At 61.3% G+C, this 16981-nt stretch carries 16 protein-coding genes; 6 read left to right on the forward strand and 10 right to left on the reverse strand.

What is annotated here, in order from left to right:
• Window positions 1-172 precede the first annotated feature (172 nt).
• From dcd to apbC, 3 genes are all read right to left on the reverse strand, one after another.
• A complete protein-coding gene (gene dcd / locus AB5Y91_RS09345) occupies window positions 173-754 on the reverse strand; it encodes a dCTP deaminase (RefSeq protein WP_025326971.1) in 582 nt (193 codons plus the stop codon).
• Window positions 755-817: 63 nt separating this feature from the next.
• A complete protein-coding gene (udk, locus tag AB5Y91_RS09350) occupies window positions 818-1462 on the reverse strand; it encodes a uridine kinase (RefSeq protein ID WP_025326970.1) in 645 nt (214 codons plus the stop codon).
• Between the two features lie 108 nt (window positions 1463-1570).
• Window positions 1571-2653, reverse strand: a complete 1083-nt coding sequence (apbC, locus tag AB5Y91_RS09355; protein ID WP_106886793.1) for an iron-sulfur cluster carrier protein ApbC — start codon at window positions 2651-2653, stop codon at window positions 1571-1573.
• 185 nt (window positions 2654-2838) lie between these two features.
• Here apbC and metG point away from each other — a divergent pair, with 185 nt between their 5' ends.
• The gene (gene metG / locus AB5Y91_RS09360; protein WP_111910601.1) at window positions 2839-4872 is read left to right on the forward strand and encodes a methionine--tRNA ligase; all 2034 of its coding nucleotides are present in this window, start codon (window positions 2839-2841) and stop codon (window positions 4870-4872) included.
• Between the two features lie 63 nt (window positions 4873-4935).
• On the opposite strand, the gene AB5Y91_RS09365 is transcribed toward metG, so the two are convergent.
• Together AB5Y91_RS09365 and AB5Y91_RS09370 are read right to left on the reverse strand one after the other, a co-directional pair.
• Window positions 4936-5676, reverse strand: a complete 741-nt coding sequence (locus AB5Y91_RS09365; RefSeq protein ID WP_368169620.1) for a CHAD domain-containing protein — start codon at window positions 5674-5676, stop codon at window positions 4936-4938.
• Window positions 5677-5695: 19 nt separating this feature from the next.
• Window positions 5696-5968, reverse strand: a complete 273-nt coding sequence (locus AB5Y91_RS09370) for an acylphosphatase (RefSeq protein ID WP_106886796.1) — start codon at window positions 5966-5968, stop codon at window positions 5696-5698.
• An 85-nt stretch (window positions 5969-6053) separates the two neighbouring features.
• Here AB5Y91_RS09370 and AB5Y91_RS09375 point away from each other — a divergent pair, with 85 nt between their 5' ends.
• Together AB5Y91_RS09375 and AB5Y91_RS09380 are read left to right on the forward strand one after the other, a co-directional pair.
• Complete coding sequence (locus AB5Y91_RS09375) at window positions 6054-7484, forward strand: methyl-accepting chemotaxis protein (RefSeq protein WP_368169621.1); 1431 nt, start codon at window positions 6054-6056, stop codon at window positions 7482-7484.
• A 215-nt stretch (window positions 7485-7699) separates the two neighbouring features.
• Window positions 7700-8893, forward strand: a complete 1194-nt coding sequence (locus AB5Y91_RS09380; protein WP_139434534.1) for a class I SAM-dependent methyltransferase — start codon at window positions 7700-7702, stop codon at window positions 8891-8893.
• Between the two features lie 85 nt (window positions 8894-8978).
• Here the strand turns inward: AB5Y91_RS09380 and AB5Y91_RS09385 are convergent, their stop codons facing one another.
• The 3 genes from AB5Y91_RS09385 to AB5Y91_RS09395 all read right to left on the reverse strand — a co-directional run bounded on the left by AB5Y91_RS09385 (window position 8979) and on the right by AB5Y91_RS09395 (window position 12331).
• Window positions 8979-9380: a hypothetical protein gene (locus AB5Y91_RS09385; RefSeq protein WP_244463656.1), complete on the reverse strand. Its 402-nt coding sequence runs from the start codon at window positions 9378-9380 to the stop codon at window positions 8979-8981.
• A gap of 131 nt (window positions 9381-9511) precedes the next feature.
• Window positions 9512-11428 (reverse strand): alkyl/aryl-sulfatase, encoded by a 1917-nt coding sequence (locus AB5Y91_RS09390; RefSeq protein ID WP_368169622.1) that lies wholly within the window; start codon window positions 11426-11428, stop codon window positions 9512-9514.
• Between the two features lie 258 nt (window positions 11429-11686).
• A complete protein-coding gene (locus AB5Y91_RS09395) occupies window positions 11687-12331 on the reverse strand; it encodes a glutathione S-transferase family protein (RefSeq protein WP_111910599.1) in 645 nt (214 codons plus the stop codon).
• Window positions 12332-12661: 330 nt separating this feature from the next.
• On the opposite strand from AB5Y91_RS09395, the gene selD reads away from it, so the two are divergent.
• From selD to AB5Y91_RS09410, 3 genes are read left to right on the forward strand one after another with little or no spacing between them, the layout of a single operon-like run.
• Window positions 12662-13699: a selenide, water dikinase SelD gene (gene selD, locus AB5Y91_RS09400; RefSeq protein WP_368169623.1), complete on the forward strand. Its 1038-nt coding sequence runs from the start codon at window positions 12662-12664 to the stop codon at window positions 13697-13699.
• Window positions 13700-13751: 52 nt separating this feature from the next.
• The gene (gene mnmH, locus AB5Y91_RS09405) at window positions 13752-14882 is read left to right on the forward strand and encodes a tRNA 2-selenouridine(34) synthase MnmH (RefSeq protein ID WP_368169624.1); all 1131 of its coding nucleotides are present in this window, start codon (window positions 13752-13754) and stop codon (window positions 14880-14882) included.
• On the forward strand, window positions 14876-15520 hold the full coding sequence (locus AB5Y91_RS09410) for an MBL fold metallo-hydrolase (protein ID WP_368169625.1): 645 nt from the start codon (window positions 14876-14878) through the stop codon (window positions 15518-15520). The genes mnmH and AB5Y91_RS09410 overlap by 7 nt, the downstream gene beginning before the upstream one ends.
• A 118-nt stretch (window positions 15521-15638) precedes the next feature.
• Here AB5Y91_RS09410 and rplY read toward each other — a convergent pair whose 3' ends face one another.
• Together rplY and AB5Y91_RS09420 are read right to left on the reverse strand one after the other, a co-directional pair.
• The gene (rplY, locus tag AB5Y91_RS09415) at window positions 15639-15926 is read right to left on the reverse strand and encodes a 50S ribosomal protein L25 (RefSeq protein ID WP_025326956.1); all 288 of its coding nucleotides are present in this window, start codon (window positions 15924-15926) and stop codon (window positions 15639-15641) included.
• 163 nt (window positions 15927-16089) lie between these two features.
• Window positions 16090-16932, reverse strand: a complete 843-nt coding sequence (locus AB5Y91_RS09420) for a hypothetical protein (protein ID WP_368169626.1) — start codon at window positions 16930-16932, stop codon at window positions 16090-16092.
• Between the last annotated feature and the right edge of the window lie 49 nt (window positions 16933-16981).

The following is a 16981-nucleotide window of genomic DNA, read 5'->3' on the forward strand; positions in this document are numbered from 1 at the left end:
GTGTCAATCAACACCAATCATCCATCAACTCACCGCCAAGCTGGCGATTTTACACGCGTTTTACCCATCAGGTTCCCACGTCACTGGCCGCCGTACCGCACGCCCCCTCCCCTTCGCAGAAAAGCAAAAGGGTGCCGAAGCACCCTCTATATAAGCAGTATGAAGGCGGACATCAGTCCTGGTTGATGCGGCTGGCCACCGCACCTTGCTGGCTCTTGTACTTGGCGTTTTCCCGCTTGTTGTAGGGGCGGGCCGCGGCGCCGGAGAGCATCTCGAAGTTCAGCGCCCCTATCTTCATCTTGGGACGCAACGCCAACGGCAGTTTGCCGCCGTTGTAGAACTCCAGCACGATGCGACCGGACCAGCCCGGATCGATGCGGTGCGCGGTCACGTGCACCATGAGGCCGAGCCGTGCCAGGGAGGAGCGCCCGTCCAGCCAGCCGACGATGTCCGCAGGCAGGGTAACGGACTCGTAGGTCACCGCCAGCGCCAGTTGACCCGGGTGCAGATAGAAGGCTTCGCCGTCCGGGATGTGGATCTCGTCGCTCATCACCCGATCGATGGCATCGGCCATCTCGCTGCTCGGACCGCTCAGATCGATATAGGGGGCTGTATGATCGCGAAACACGCGAAACTCGTTGCCGAGCAGCACATCGACGCTGACGCCACTGATCCGCTCAACACCGGGCCTCGGCTCAATGACGATCTTGCCTTCATCCAGATGGCGTTCGATATCGGTATCACAAAGACGCATTCGGCGACTCTCCTGACAAAAGTTTCATTTAAAAAAGCCGGGCATCACCCGGCTTGTTTCATATCAACCAATCAACATGTGGCGGATGCGCGCCTTGAGCATGTCGATGGCGATGCGGTTCTTGCCGCCACGGGGCACTATCACGTCTGCATACTGCTTGGACGGGTCGATGAACTGCATGAACATGGGGCGTACCGTCTTCTGATACTGCTTGAGGACGGAGTCCATGGTACGGCCACGCTCTTGCACATCACGCACCAGACGGCGCAGCAGACAGATGTCCAGCGGGGTATCCATGAAGATGGAGGCATCCATCAGCTCACGCAGACGACTGTCGGTCAGCAGCAGTATGCCTTCCAGAATGATGACCCGGCGCGGCGCGAAGGCGGTGACTTCGCTCAAGCGCGTGTGTTCGGTATAGGAGTACTGGGGGATATTGACGGCATCCCCTTGCACCAGCTGGGTCAGATGCTGCACCAGCAGATCGTGATCCAGGGCATTGGGATGGTCATAGTTGGTCTTGACCCGCTCTTCCATGGTCAGGTGGGTCTGATCACGGTAGTAGCAATCCTCGGTGATCACACCAATCTGACCTGCGCCCAGCTCGGCCACCAGCTCTTCGTAGATGGTTTGAGCGATAAGACTCTTGCCGGATGCGGACGCACCAGCAATACCGATGATCACACACGAATGTTGAGTATCAGACATTGAAAATACCTAAAGAGAAGAGCACTGGGGATTGTTTAAACCGATCCATTATATAAAAAAGGGTGGTTCATGCCCACCCTAAATCTGTTGCAACCGGCCGACAGCCGATTATTCGTCCAGCGCCACCGTGTAGAGCGGGGTCGCAATCGGTTTACCGCTGAAATAGAGCTCGGCCCCCACCCGACGGGCCAGTTTCAGATAGGCCTCGGCCAGTCCTCCTTCCGGTGATCCGAACACGGTGGGACAGCCATCGTCCATGTGCTGGCGGATGTCGATGTGCAGCGGCAACTGACCAAGCAGTGCCACTTGATACTGCTCTGCCATCTTCTTGCCGCCGCCGGTACCGAACAGCGCCTCGTGATGACCGCAGGCACTGCAGACGTGATAACTCATGTTCTCGACGATGCCGAGCACCGGCACATTGACCTTGTTGAACATGGCGATCCCCTTGCGGGCATCCGCCAGCGCCACATCCTGCGGTGTGGTGACGATCAGGGCGGCCGTGGTCGGCACCTGCTGGGCCAGGGTGAGCTGAATGTCCCCTGTGCCTGGGGGCATATCCACCACCAGGTAATCCACCTCTCCCCAGCGAGTCTCGTGGAGGATCTGCGCCAGCGCCTTGCTCGCCATGGGGCCGCGCCAGATGGTGGCATCCTGCTCCGCCACCAGGTAGCCGATACTGTTGGTCTTGAGACCACAGGCCATGACAGGCTCCATCAACTTGCCATCCAGGCTGTGGGGGCGCTCCTTGAGGGTCCCCATCATGGTCGGGATCGAGGGGCCATAGATGTCCGCATCCAGAATGGCAACCCGCGCCCCCTCCTTTTGCAGGGCCAGCGCCAGGTTGACGGCGGTGGTGGACTTGCCCACCCCGCCCTTGCCTGAGGCCACCACCAGGATGTTGCGAATGCCCTGTACCGCCGCCAGTTGCTGGGCGCGAGGCATGCTCGCCACCTCGATGTCGCACTGCCAGTCGACGATGGCGGCCCCCGTGGCGGCCCTGATATGGGCATCGAAGGCTTCTTTCATCTGTTCAAACAGGGTCTGGCCGGCAAAGGGCAGCACCAGCTTGATGGTCAGGGTCTGCCCATGCTGCTCGATGGCACGCACAAAACCGGCCGCCACCAGATCCTGGCCCCATCCAGCCGGCTTAAATTCGGCAAGGATCTGTTTTACTGAATCAATCACCATTAACTCCCCATTATGTTGTCGTTATCCTGAGGTGAAGGGTTACCGCACACAAATCAGTGGCTTGCCGACGTTCTCATGATGCCGTCCGCTGCGGGCCTGCGGGCCACAACCCTAGGCAGGCCGCCCCCAATTCGGGTAACATGCTCGGCACTGTATCATCCCAACAGGCACATCAAGAACGTATTATGGCAACTGATCCTCGTAGAATGCTGGTAACCTGCGCCCTCCCCTATGCCAACGGCTCCATCCATCTTGGCCACATGCTGGAACACATCCAGGCCGATATCTGGGTTCGTTATCAGCGAATGCGTGGCCATCAGGTGCATTTCGTCTGTGCCGATGACGCGCACGGTACCCCCATCATGCTCAAGGCGCAGCAGATGGGGATCACTCCCGAGGAGATGATCGCTGCCGTATCCCAGGAGCATCAGGGGGATTTTGCCGGCTTCAACATCAGCTTCGACAACTATCACTCGACCCACAGCGACGAGAACCGCGAGCTGGCCGGGCTTATCTATGGCCGCCTCAAAGAGTCCGGCAAGATAAAGATCCGCACCATCTCCCAGCTGTTCGATCCGGAAAAGTCCATGTTCCTGCCGGACCGCTTCGTCAAGGGTACCTGCCCCAAGTGCAAGTCCCCGGAGCAATACGGTGACAACTGCGACGCTTGCGGCGCGACCTACAGCCCGACCGAGCTGATCGACCCGAAATCCGCCGTCTCCGGTGCGACCCCGGTGATGAAGGACTCCGAGCACTTCTTCTTCGATCTGCCGCAGTTTGAAAAATGGCTCTCTGAGTGGGTGCGCGGCTCAGGTGCCATCCAGGAAGAGATGGCCAACAAGATGCAGGAGTGGTTCGAATCCGGCCTGCAGCAGTGGGACATCACCCGCGACGCCCCCTACTTCGGCTTCGAGATCCCGGGCGCCCCGGGCAAGTACTTCTACGTCTGGCTGGATGCCCCCATCGGCTATATGGCGTCGTTCAAGAACCTGTGCGACAAGCGCGGCGACATCGACTTCGACAGCTACTGGCAGGCGGACTCCGAGGCCGAGCTCTATCACTTCATCGGCAAGGACATCGCCTACTTCCACTGCCTGTTCTGGCCGGCCATGCTGGAAGGGGCGGGTTTCCGCAAGCCGACCAAGGTCAACGTGCACGGTTATGTGACCGTCAACGGCGCCAAGATGTCCAAGTCCAAGGGCACCTTCATCAAGGCGTCCACCTACTTGAAGCACCTGGATCCCGAGTGCCTGCGTTACTACTACGCCGCCAAGCTCAACAGCCGCATCGACGATCTGGACTTGAACCTCGAAGACTTCGTCTCCCGGGTCAATGCCGACGTGGTCAACAAGCTGGTCAATCTGGCCTCCCGCAATGCCGGCTTTATCGCCAAGCGTTTCGACGGCAAATTGGCCGACAGCTGCAGCGAACCCGAGCTCTATAGCGAGTTCGCAAGCGCCCGCGCCTCCATCGCCGATGCCTACGAGGCCCGTGAGTTCAGCCGCGCCATCCGCGAGATCATGGCGCTCGCCGACAAGGCCAACCGCTATGTGGATGACAAGGCTCCCTGGGTCATCGCCAAGCAGGAAGGGGCGGATGCACAGCTGCAGGACGTCTGCTCCGTCGGCATCAACCTGTTCCGGGTGCTGATGGCCTACTTGAAGCCCGTCATGCCACACCTGGCCGAGCGCGCCGAAGCCTTCCTGGGCGAGACCCTCTCCTGGGATGGTGTGGCCAAGCCATTGACCCACCACCAGCTGGCCCCGTTCAAAGCGCTCTTCTCCCGCATCGAGCCCGCCAAGGTGGAAGCCATGGTGGAAGCCTCCAAGGAAGATCTGGCCAAGGAGCAGGCGCCAAAAGCGACTGGCCCGCTGGCAGACGACCCCATCAGCGAAACCATCAGCTACGACGACTTTGCCAAGATTGATCTGCGGGTGGCCCTCATCAAGAAGGCCGAAGCGGTACCGGAAGCCGAGAAGCTGCTGAAACTTCAGCTCGACATCGGCGGTGAGACTCGTCAGGTGTTCGCCGGCATCAAGTCCGCCTATAACCCGGAAGATCTGGAAGGCAAGCTGACCGTGATGGTGGCCAACCTGGCCCCGCGCAAGATGCGCTTTGGCATGTCCGAAGGCATGGTGCTGGCCGCAGGCCCGGGCGGCAAGGATCTCTGGATCCTGGAGCCCCAGGAAGGCGCCCAGCCAGGCATGCGCGTCAAATAAGCGCAGCCGACACCCAAATGAAAAGAGAGGCCCAGCGCCTCTCTTTTTTATTCCTCTTTCTCCCTAGCCTTGGCGCTGCAACGCCATCCGCAGACCAACAAGCTCCGCCTGCCGGCAGTCCAGCTGGTGCAACTGGCAGCGTATCGCCTCCCGCAGGGCCCGCACTTGCTTGTTCCGCCCCGTCTGGCGACGCAGCCGCCTGTGCCATTGCCGGGCGTCCTGCAACTGACCCAGCCTGTCCTGCCACTCGATCAGCATGGAGAGCCAGGCCGGATCGCCCTCCCCCTGCCCCACCAGCAGCTCCACCCCATAACGGGTCTGCTTCAGGACCAGCCGCAACCTGTGCCAGTGACGCAACCGCAGCCTGTTGCCGGCAGAGTGCTCCAGCCCGGGCTCGGCCAGACAATCCGCCAGACCAAGCGCCAGATGCATCTGATAAAGCGGCAAGGGATTGAAGTCGGCAGGGACCAGCAACAGCCGATCCAGCCAGCGCGCCAGTCGCACCGTCAGCATGGGCACCCGGGGGGCGGCCTCAGGGAGGGGCTTGCCGCCAAAGTGCGCCGCATAGACCTGGGCATCCCGCAGGGCGGAGAGTCTGCCCACCGCGCGCATCAGTCGCCGCTCCAGCCCGGGTTCATGGATCAGGGGACGCCAGAGCGCGAGCAAGGCCAGCAGGCGACGGGTCGCAATCCGGTAGCCATGGACCTCCTCCGATCCCGCCCGCTGGCGCAGGGCCAGGGTGGCGGCCCAGTATTGATCCATGAGACGGCGTGCCTGCTCCAGCCCCTTGCCCTGATCCATCATCTGCCAGCCTCCTGCCTGCTCAGTTGGTATGAAAACCGGAGCCCGTGGGGGGCAATGCCCGGGTGCACTCCATTCGGGTCACCGTGGCCGTTCGGGGCCCGTGTTCCAGCCAGCCCAGCATCATCTGCACCTTCTGCTCAGGGCCGGCGATCAGGATCTCCACAGAGCCATCTTCCAGGTTGTAGGCATGTCCCCTCAGCCCCAGCTGCAGTGCCCGCTCCCGGGTGAAGTAACGAAACCCCACCCCCTGTACCTGGCCCCACACCCGCACGACAAACGATTGCTCTCCCATTTATCACACCTTCCCCTTAAGAAATTTTCCACCAGGGCGATAATGAGCACGACACTCTCTCCCCCTTGCAGGACGCAATACCATTATGAAAGAAGTTAAATTCCGGTGGGTTGACCGTTATCTCATTCACCTCACGATCAGCGAAAAATTTCTCATCACCTTCTGGTGCCCCTTGTTGTTCATCGCCTTCCTCACCTGGTACCTGCTGGCAGACGGCCATCATCAGCAGATGCAGATCCGGCTGGATCAACTCAAGCAACGGGTAGAGACCACGGCCCAGCTGATCACCCAGCAGCCCACCCTCACCCTGCCGGCCGAGCTCACCCTGGCGCCTACCGGCAGCACCGGTCTGACCCAGCAGGGAGATCGCTTTCAATATAGTGCCCAGGCCGGTCAGGCTGGTTTTGTCAGCGGCACCCTGGACGCCGGCAACTTTTCCATGTGGGGTGGACAGGGGACGACCCTCACCATCATAGCCGTGCTGGCCGCCCTGCTTGCCCTCATCACCCACTATCTGATGACCTTCGTCTCCGGTGCCCTCTACTCCACTAACAAGGCGCTGCAGACGGTGGCAAACGGGGATCTCACCTTCCGCCTCAACTTCTTCCCGGTGCGGGACGAGTTCTCCATCCTGGCGGGCAGCATCGACCGCTTCACCGATCGCCAGCACAAGATAGTGCAACTGGTGGAGGAGTCCGCCGAGGCGCTCACCATGGCCGCCGACGAGTTCCGCGAGCACGCCAGTGACGGAGAGACCCTGGCCCGCGCCCAGCGCCAGCACATGGACTCCCTGGCCGCCGCCATGGAGCAGATGTCTGCGGCGATCCGCGAAGTGGCCCGCAACGCCAACGACACCCTGCTGCAGACCCGCCAATCCAGTGAAGAGGCGGCCAACGGCGCCCAGCGGGTGGCTCGCACCATTGCCGCCATCCGTACCCTGGCGGACGAGATAGGCAACGCCTCCGGCGCCGTCGAGCGGCTGACCCACAATGCCAACCGCATCAACGAGGTGGTCAACGTCATCAACGCCATCTCCCAGCAGACCAACCTGCTGGCGCTCAACGCCGCCATCGAGGCCGCCCGGGCCGGCGAGCAGGGCCGTGGCTTTGCCGTGGTGGCAGACGAGGTACGCACCCTCGCCAGCCGCACCCAACAGGCCACTGTGGAGATCCAGCAGATGATTGAAGAGCTGCAGGCCGGCACTGGGGCGCTTAACGACATCATGGAGAAGACGGTCGGGCGCGCCGCCACCAGCCAGCAGCTCATCACCGAGGTGGGCCAGGACATCGACAAGCTGAGCAACCACAGCGACGCCGTGCTGGAGATGAGCACCCAGATCGCCACCTCCAGCGAAGAGCAGAGCTCGGTGGCAGAGGAGATCACCCGCAACCTGGATCAGGTGCGCCACGAAGCCAGCCGGGTGGAAGAGTCCGCCAGCGCCTCGGTGGCCGGCACCACAGGCCTCAAGGCCACCGCCACCGAGCTCGGCCAGGCCATGACGGGCCTGCGGATCTGACGCCAGCCCAGTGTCACAGAAAGGCCATCTCGCGGATGGCCTTTTTTTCACCCCCTTTCCAGCATCCCGTCGGGGCGATATAAGGCGTTTCTGCACAGGACGCCCGGCGCCACAACAGCTGCACCTGTGCATTTATCGCTGCGACGCGGCTTGCGCACTAACCGCAACAGCCCCTACTATATGCCCCCTTCTCTTTTTAGCATCGGCAACTACCCATGAGCGCTTCCATCTATCTCGTCAAAGGCCGCGAAAAATCCCTGCTGCGCCGTCACCCCTGGATCTTCTCCAAGGGGATCGACAAGGTGCAGGGCAACCCCATCGATGGCGATACCGTCGAGATCTACTCAAACGATGGCAAGTGGCTCGCCCGGGGCGCCTGGTCAGGCAGCTCCCAGATCCGTGCCCGGGTCTGGACCTTCGACAAGGATGAAACCGTCGATCTCGACTTCTTCATCCGTCGCCTCAAGTATGCCCAGGAGTCCCGGGACCCGCTGATCAAGCGTCAGGGCCTCACCGGCTATCGCCTCTGCGCCGCCGAATCCGACGGCCTGCCGGGCCTGACCATAGACCGTTACGCCAACTTCCTGGTGTGCCAGATCCTCTCCGCCGGGGCCGAGTTCCAGCGCGAGCTGATAACCCAGGCCCTGCGTACCCTCTACCCCGAGTGCAGCATCTATGAGCGCTCCGACGTGGCGGTACGCAAGAAGGAGGGGCTCAAAGAGCGCACTGGCGTCATCCATGGCGAGACCCCGACCGAGCCTGTGGTGATCGAGGAGAACGGCGGCGTCAAGATCCTGGTGGACATCCGCAACGGCCACAAGACCGGCTTCTATCTGGATCAGCGCGACAACCGCCAGGCCGCCGCCAAGTACACCGAAGGCAAGCGCGTGCTCAACTGCTTCTGCTACACCGGCGGTTTTGGCGTCTACGCCCTCAAGGGCGGCGCCCGTGAGGTGGTCAACGTCGATCTCTCCCAGAATGCCCTGGACATAGCCCGCCAGAACGCCGAGCTGAACGGTCTGGATACCAGTACCACCCAGTTCGTGCGCCACGACGTGTTCAAGCTGCTGCGGGAATACCGCGAGAAGGGCGAGAAGTTCGATGTCATCGTGCTGGATCCGCCCAAGTTTGCCGAGAGCAAGGCCCAGCTGCTGGGTGCCTGCCGCGGCTACAAGGACATCAACATGCTGGCGTTCCAGCTGTTGGCGCCGGGTGGCGTGCTCTTGACCTACTCCTGCTCCGGCCTGATGGAGCAGAGCCTGTTCCAGAAGATAGTGGCCGATGCGGCCCTCGATGCCGGTCGCGATGCCCAGATCCTGGAGCTGCTCTCCCAGGCTTCCGATCACCCCATAGGTACCGCCTATCCGGAAGGCTTCTACCTCAAGGGGCTGGTGGTGCGCGCCCGCTGATCCTGGCGACGACACCAATCTGCATTGCATGAATGTCGCCAATAAAAAGGCCGCCCAACAGGCGGCCTTTTCGTTATCGGTTGTATCAACGACGGGCGATCTCCCTTGCAAGGGCCTGATCCAGCCGTTGCAACAAGACACCACCAGCATCCTCATCGATCCGCATCACTCCCAACGCCACGGCGTCGCTCGCCGAGAGACGTCCCGCCAGCAAGGCATCAATGGCAGCCTCGCTCAGCAGCACCACCCTGTCACCCTCGACGGGCCCCTGAGTGTGACTCTGCAACAACAGTGTCTGTTTGCCCCTCAACCTGGACCAGAGCCCTGAATCCACCAGCAGAATGGACACATTGCCCGGAATACCAGTCGTTTTCAGACTCGCTCTCAGTTGATTGAGCCACTGGTAGCTGCGGGAAAACCCCTCCTTGCCCATGATGGCGGGGATGGGGTTCAGCTTGTCCGTCGAGATGGCTGCCGAGGTCGCCATTGCGATGTCCAACGAGCCTGGCCAACTGAGCTGGAAGGGATTATCCCAGGCCATGTCATAGCCGCAAGCCCTGGTCGTGGGGGAAGCCCCCAGGACCAGGGCGCAGAGCAGGAGTCGAGCCAATGGCTTGATCATGGGGTAACGATGTTGAACCAGAACTCGAAGTTGTCCAGATAGCTGAGCACTTCCTTGAGTTTATCGGCATTGCCGTTGATCTTGATGTCCCCTGCAGCCACCGCCTGTTCGAAGGTGGTCTGCTTGAGCAGCAGGTTATTGAGCACATCGCGCGAGAGCGTGATGGTCGCATCGGCCTTCTCGTCCTGGGCATTGGCGGTGTTGTTGAGCACACCATTTTCCAGCTCGATCTTGTACTTCCCTCCTTGATCACCGAAGTCGAAGTTCAGCATTGCATGGGCATTGCCCGCCTTTTCACTGTTCAGACGCACTGCCAGGTAGTCAAAGAACATATCCAGTGACATGGCACGCACCGTATCCGGGCTGGCGGTATTCGGGGTAGCCAGCTTTGTGACACCCCCGCGTAGCTCCTTGGCTCCAGTCAGGTAGAAGTTGCGCCACGGGCCGGATTCGGCCTGATAACCCATTTGTTCGAGGGCATCGGCTTCCAGGGCGCGAGCCGCCTGGTTATCCGGATCGGCAAACACCACTTTGCTCACGACCTGAGCCACCCAGCGATAATTGCCTTGAGCAAAATCCTCTTTCGCTTTTTTCAGGATATTGTCGGCTCCACCCATGTAATCGACATACTTCTTGGCGGCCTCCACCGGCGGCAGCTCATCCAGGGTGGCCGGGTTACCGTCAAACCAGCCCAGATAGAGCACATAGGTCGCCTTGACGTTGTGGCTGATGGAGCCATAGTAGCCCCGGCTTGACCAGGTGTTGGCCAGGTTGTCCGGCAGCTTGAACTTGGCGGCGATTTCGTCACGGGTATAGCCGTGGTTGATCATTCGCAGGGTTTCATCGTTGATATAGCGATAGAGGTCGCGCTGGGACTTGAGCAGTGTCGTGACCTCCTCGTTCCCCCAGGTAGGCCAGTGGTGCTGGGCGAAGATCACCTCAGCCTTGTCGCCCCACATGGTCAGAGCCTGATTAAGATACTTGGACCAGGGCAGCGGCTCGCGGATCTTGGCGCCACGCAGGGAGTAGGTGTTATGCAGGGTATGGGTGGCATCTTCGGCCGCAGAGATGGCCTTCTTCTCTTCGATGTACCAGAGCATCTCGGCTGGCGCTTCGGAGCCCGGTGCCATCATGAATTCATAGGTCAGGCCATCGATACTCTCTTTCTGACCCGTCTTGGTGATGTAATTCGTTGGCGCAATCAGGGTCACGGTACCGGCGGACGTGGTGGTACCAAGCCCGGCACCCACCTGCCCCTTGGCATCAGGCGGCAGCAGGTTGCCATACATGTAGCTGGCGCGGCGACTCATGGCGTTGCCTGCCATGATGTTTTCGGCTACGGCCGCCTCCATGAAGCCCTCGGGGGCATAGACCTTGACCTTGCCGGACTTGACGTCCTCTTCACTGACTATCCCTTTGACGCCGCCATAGTGGTCGACGTGGCTGTGGGTATAGATCACGGCCTTGACCGGTTTGTTGCCGCGATGCTTGTAGTAGAGATCCAGACCAATTTTGGCTGTCTCCGCCGAAATCAAGGGATCCACTATGGTGATGCCATCCTTGCCTTCGATGATGGTCATGTTGGACAGATCAAGGTTGCGGATCTGGTAAATGCCATCCGTGACCTCAAACAGACCACTGATGTTAATCAACTGCGACTGGCGCCAGAGGCTGGGGTTGACGCTATCGGGTGCCTTGTCCCCCTCCTTGATGAAAGCGTATTTGGTCGGATCCCAGATCACATTGCCTTGCTCGCCCTTAATCACTGTATCTGGCAGCGCGGCGATAAAGCCTTTGTGGGCATTGGTGAAATCTGTCTTGTTGGCGAAGGGGAGCTGCTTGTAGAGGGCATCATTGGCCGCTTTGGTCGCTGTCGTCGCCTCTTTGGGGCTCTCTTGAGCAAAGCCTGGCATGGCCACGGTGACGTGGCATACCCGCCAATGCAACACTCTTGGCAATCTGGGTCAGTCTCATGCATGAATCCTCAATTGATTAACCTGTTTGTTGATCGTACCAATACGAATTGGCAACGAAATGATAACTGCTCAACCAATATAGTGGACTGGAATCGAATGACAACCCTTTGTTTCCGTTAACTTATCGTTGCATCAATCAATGGGCGTACTCCTGTGACCACGCTGGCCGTACGTCGCCCATGAGCAAGGCTCATCTCAGTCACGGGCCGGCGCCCCCAGGGGGAAGTAGTGGCGATAGGGCCGTGCCTCATCCACCACCCGGACTATGGAGGGGTGACCCAGCAGACGGGCGCGGTAGGCACACAGCCTGGTGAGTGAGTGCGGGATCTCATGGGCCCAGTCGGCATAGAAGAGCGAGGGGGCGGCGGCGCAATCGGCCAGGGTGAACGCCTCCCCTGCCGCCCAGGTGCGTCCGGCGAGGCGCTGGTCCAGCCAGGGGTAGATCTTGTCCAGCAGCTCCCGGGCCTGGGCGACGCCGTAGCCATCGTGATCCCCCGCCGGGCGCATCCTGTCCAGCACCACCTTCTGCATGGGCGTCATCACATAGTTGTCGAACAGGCGATCGAGCATGTGAACCTCGATCCCCGCCTCCCCCTCAGGCACCAGACAATGGGGGCCGGGATGCGCCCATTGGAGATATTCGATGATGGTGCTGCTCTCTATCAGGGTGCGCCCCTGATCCACCAGCACGGGAAAGCGTTTGAGGGGCCAGAGGCTGGCGAGTTCGGCCTTCACCGTCGCCGCCTCCAGGTTGAGGTAATCGAAGGGAACGTCATTCTCGTAGAGGGCGATCAGCACCTTCTGGCTGTAGGACGAAAAAGGGTGGGCATAGAGTTTCATCGGGATCACTCCTTGTGTGGGTGGCACCCTGCCAGTCTATTCCCATCTGGCCTCCTTCGCCGCCGGGGCCACCCACAGCCCCGCCAATGATGGAGTCTCCTGGCCCTCTTGCAGTCAATGGGGTTCGGAATCCTCACGCTCTTTGTGGCATAATGCGCCGTCCCGTGACTCCGTTGGCGCGACTCTGGGGGCCAGACTCTCAATGCCACCCGGCACGCCCTGCCGGCCCGCCGCCCATCCGGATCACCCGTCTCTGGTGGACCCTTCACACAGGTCACACCGTTATCGCGCCACGCGCGCCGACATGAGTTTGAACCAAGAGGGGTAAGCATGTCTTCCATTCGTCTGACCCAGTACAGCCACGGCGCTGGCTGTGGGTGCAAAATCTCCCCCAAGGTGCTCGACACCATTTTGAAGAGCCAGATCCCGGGCTTTGACGATCCGACCCTGGTGGTGGGTAACAGCAGCAAGGATGACGCCGCCGTGGTGGACATCGGCAACGGTCAGGGCATAGTCTCCACCACCGACTTCTTCATGCCCATCGTCGACGATCCCTTCACCTTCGGTCGCATCGCCGCCACCAACGCCATCAGCGACATCTACGCCATGGGCGGCAAACCCATAGTCGCCATCGCCATCCTCGGCTGGCCCATCAACACGCTCGAGCCTGAGATTGCCCAGCAGGTGATCGACGGCGGTCGTCAGGTGTGCCATGAAGCGGGCATCTCGCTCGCCGGTGGCCACAGTATCGATGCCCCCGAGCCCATCTTCGGCCTGGCGGTGACCGGCATAGTACCGCTCGATGCCATCAAGCAGAACGACACCGCCAAGGTGGGTGATGTGCTCTATCTCACCAAGCCCCTTGGCATCGGCATCCTCACCACGGCCCAGAAGAAGGGCAAGCTCAAACCCGAGCACGAGCAACTGGCCCCCGACGCCATGTGCACTCTCAACAAGATTGGCCAGCAGTTTGCGGCCCTGCCCGGCGTGCACGCCATGACGGACGTCACCGGCTTCGGGCTGGCGGGCCACCTGCTGGAGATGTGCGAAGGTTCAGGGGTATGCGCTCGCCTCGACTTCAAGGCGCTGCCCCTGCTGGACGAGGTGGATCACTACCTGTCCGAGGGCTGCGTGCCGGGCGGTACCCTGCGCAACCACGACTCCTACGGCCACAAGCTCGATGCCATGAGTGATCGCACCCGCAACATACTGTGCGATCCCCAGACCAGTGGCGGCCTGCTGGTGGCCGTCGGCCAGGAAACCGAGGCCGAATTCCTCGCCATTGCCGAGCAGGCCGGGTTGAGCCTCTCCCCCATTGGCCGCTTGCAGGCACTGGATGGCGCGCGCTTTATCGAGGTCATCCAATGAGTGCACTGCGGTTTGTTGCCAAGACGGCACCGGCCTGCCGGGGGAATGCGCGATGAGTGAGCTGCCACTGGCCAGGGATCTCGCCGCCATCTTCCTGGAGGATATTCCCCTCATCGATCTGCGCGCCCCCGTCGAATTCCAGGAAGGGGCCTTTCCCAACGCCGTCAGTCTGCCGCTGATGACGGATGACGAACGCGCCCAGGTGGGCACCTGTTACAAGCGGCAGGGTCAGGCGGCGGCCATTGAACTCGGCCACAAGCTGGTGGGGGGCGCCGTGCGCGCCGCCCGTATCGAAGGATGGCTGGCGCAGTTGCGCCAGCAGCCAGATGCCCTGCTCTACTGTTTTCGCGGCGGCCTGCGCTCGCAGACGGTGCAGCAGTGGCTGTCCGAGGCGGGGGTCATCCGCCCCAGGGTGGCCGGCGGCTACAAGGAGCTGCGCCGCTTTCTCATCGATACCCAGGAGAGCGCCAGCGCCCAGTGCCACTGGCACGTGCTGACCGGCATGACAGGCTCCGGCAAGACCCACATGCTGGCCAACATTGCCCAGTCGGTGGATCTGGAAGGGCACGCCCATCACAGGGGATCCTCCTTTGGCCAGTTGCCGGGAGGCCAGCCCAGCAACATCAACTTCGAAAACCGGCTGGCCATAGAGCTGCTCAAGCGCCGCCACAAGGGCGAACATGCCTTCGTGGTGGAAGACGAAAGCCGCCTCATCGGTCGCTGCGCCCTGCCTCTTAACCTCTATGAGGCCATGTGCCAGGCCCCCCTGGTGGTGGTTGAGGTGCCCCAGGAGGAGCGAGCCGAGCAGATCCGGGTGGATTACGTGCAGGATCTCTGGCAACGCTACCTGGAGATGTATGGCGCTGAGGACGGCTGGCCGCTGTTTGCCGGCTACCTGACCGATGCCCTGGCCCGGCTCAAGCGCCGCCTCGGGGACAAGGATCACCGGGAGCTGGATGGCTTGATGCAGGCCGCCCTCAAGGAGCAGGCCAGCACGGGGGATACGGCGCTGCACCTCGCCTGGATCCGCCTGCTGCTGACCCGCTACTATGACCCCATGTACCTCTATCAGCTGAACAACAAACGCGAGCGGATCCAGTTTCGCGGTGACAAGCAGGCCTGCCTCGCCTACTTCGCCGAGCAGCACGCCCGTCAGACCCCTCAGGAGAGTCCCACATGTTGAAGTTCGAGGTGATCCCGGTCACCCCTTTCGCCCAGAATTGTTCCCTCATCTGGTGTGACGAGACCCATCAGGCGGCGCTGATCGACCCGGGTGGCGAGGCGGACAAACTGCTGGCGGCCATCGCCAAACGGGGGCTGACCCTGACCCATATACTGCTGACCCACGGTCATCTGGATCACGTGGGGGCCGCCAACCAGCTGCGCGAGCAGACCGGCGTATCCATCACCGGGCCCCACAAGGAAGATGCCTTCTGGCTCGACATACTGCCCCAGCAGAGCCAGATGTTCGGCTTCGCCCATACCCCGGCATTTTGTCCCGACCAGTGGCTTGAGCAAGGCGACAAGGTGCAGCTGGGCCACTGCGAGCTGGAGGTCTATTTTTGCCCGGGCCATACCCCGGGGCACATAGTGCTGCTCTGCCAGGCCGAGCGACTCGCCTGGGTGGGAGACGTGCTCTTTGCCGGCAGTATAGGCCGTACCGATTTTCCCCGTGGGGATCACGGGACGCTTATCAAGTCGATCACCGAGACCCTGCTGCCCCTTGGGGATGACATCGTCTTCGTGCCCGGCCACGGCCCCAGCTCCACCTTTGGTCGCGAGAAGGCGAGCAATCCCTACCTCAGCCAGCCGGTCTGGTAGAGAGGAAAAAGACGAGAGGGCGACCCCAGGGTCGCCCTCTTTCATGGCTGCGGCAAGAACGTCAGAATGCAAAAAGCCACTCCGAGGAGTGGCTTTTCATTCAACCGGACTGACGCAATTAGATGCGTACGAAGTCCAGGTGAACCAGCTTGTAACGTACCGGGTGACGTTGGATCGCCTTGACGTTTACTTTTACTTCTTCGCCGTTGATGACCAGGGTCAGCTCGGAGGAGTAGAACTCCGGCTTCTCTTGGGCCAGGATCAGCTTCTTGTGGTCCAGGGTAACGGACACGGCTTCTTTGCCTGCACCGTAAACGATGGCAGGAACTTGGTCAGCATGACGCAGGCGGCGGCTCGCACCTTTCCCCAGGTCAGAACGGACTTCAGCTTGGAATACGAAAGACATAGTGGTTATCTCTTTTAAGATGAATATATGGTGTTGACTGCGACCGGTCAGCACCTCGCAAAACGAGCGCGAATACTAGCATGGGCCCGGGGTGGATACAAGGGACGCGCGACTCGCCATCTGCCCCTCCCCACAGCGGCATCAGATCTTATCCGAACGCGGCTCAGCGCCCCTGCTCCAGACGGGCAAACTGCTGCTGGCGCTGGGCCGGGCTCATGGCGTCGAACTGGGCCAGGGTCTCGGCCTTGGGACAGTAAAGGCGCTGGCCTGTCTGTACCCTTATCCCCTTGCCCATTCCGGGGCGATTCTCCTGCACCAGCGCCAACAGATAGCTGTAGGTATCAGACCCGCTGCCCACCTGTGCCTGGAGCTGGCTGGCGATGCGCCAGAGCGTCTCCCCCGCCGCCACCTGATGACAGACTCGTGATGCCCCTCCCGCCGCAGCCGCAGACAGGGTGAGAGTGGTCCCCTCGGCTCCCTGGCCCAGGGTGGCGATCTGCACGGCCCCGACCTGAACGGGAGTTCCCTGAGGGATGAACGCCGCCCGCCCCATCAAATTGGCCAGCAGCGGCTCGCGCTGCGGCATACGCCCCCTCCCCGCACTCGATCCCGGCAAGGAGAACTCGGCAATAAAGGCCGCCCCTCCCTGATCCTGAGGGGCGAGAGAGCCGCTGGCGACGGGCTGCACGACCGAATGCGGGGCCATGCCATAGGCCATCTCATCGATGCGCTTGAGCCTTGCCAGATAGGCCTTGGAGAGCTGGGCCTCCCCTTCGAACAGATCGAAGGGGGGCACCAGACGGGCGGGAAACAGGATCTGCCAGTGGCCGTTCTTCTTCTTCTGTTCGAGCGGCGGGAACTGGTTGCCCCGCCAGGCCACGAAGATGGGAGGCACGGCCCTGTGCACCGGATAGTACTCCGGGTTGAGCTGCACCCAGGTTTGCTCCGCAATGGGCTGATAGCCGCTGATGTTGACCAGCGCAACCCCCAACCAGATCCCCAGCATGTGATGGCCTCCCTTCCTGCGCTTCCCTGGCTCTTATCGCCACACTCTT

This window comes from Aeromonas sp. R4-3, assembly GCF_040908275.1.
In the GTDB taxonomy this organism is placed as follows: Bacteria; Pseudomonadota; Gammaproteobacteria; order Enterobacterales; family Aeromonadaceae; genus Aeromonas; species Aeromonas rivipollensis.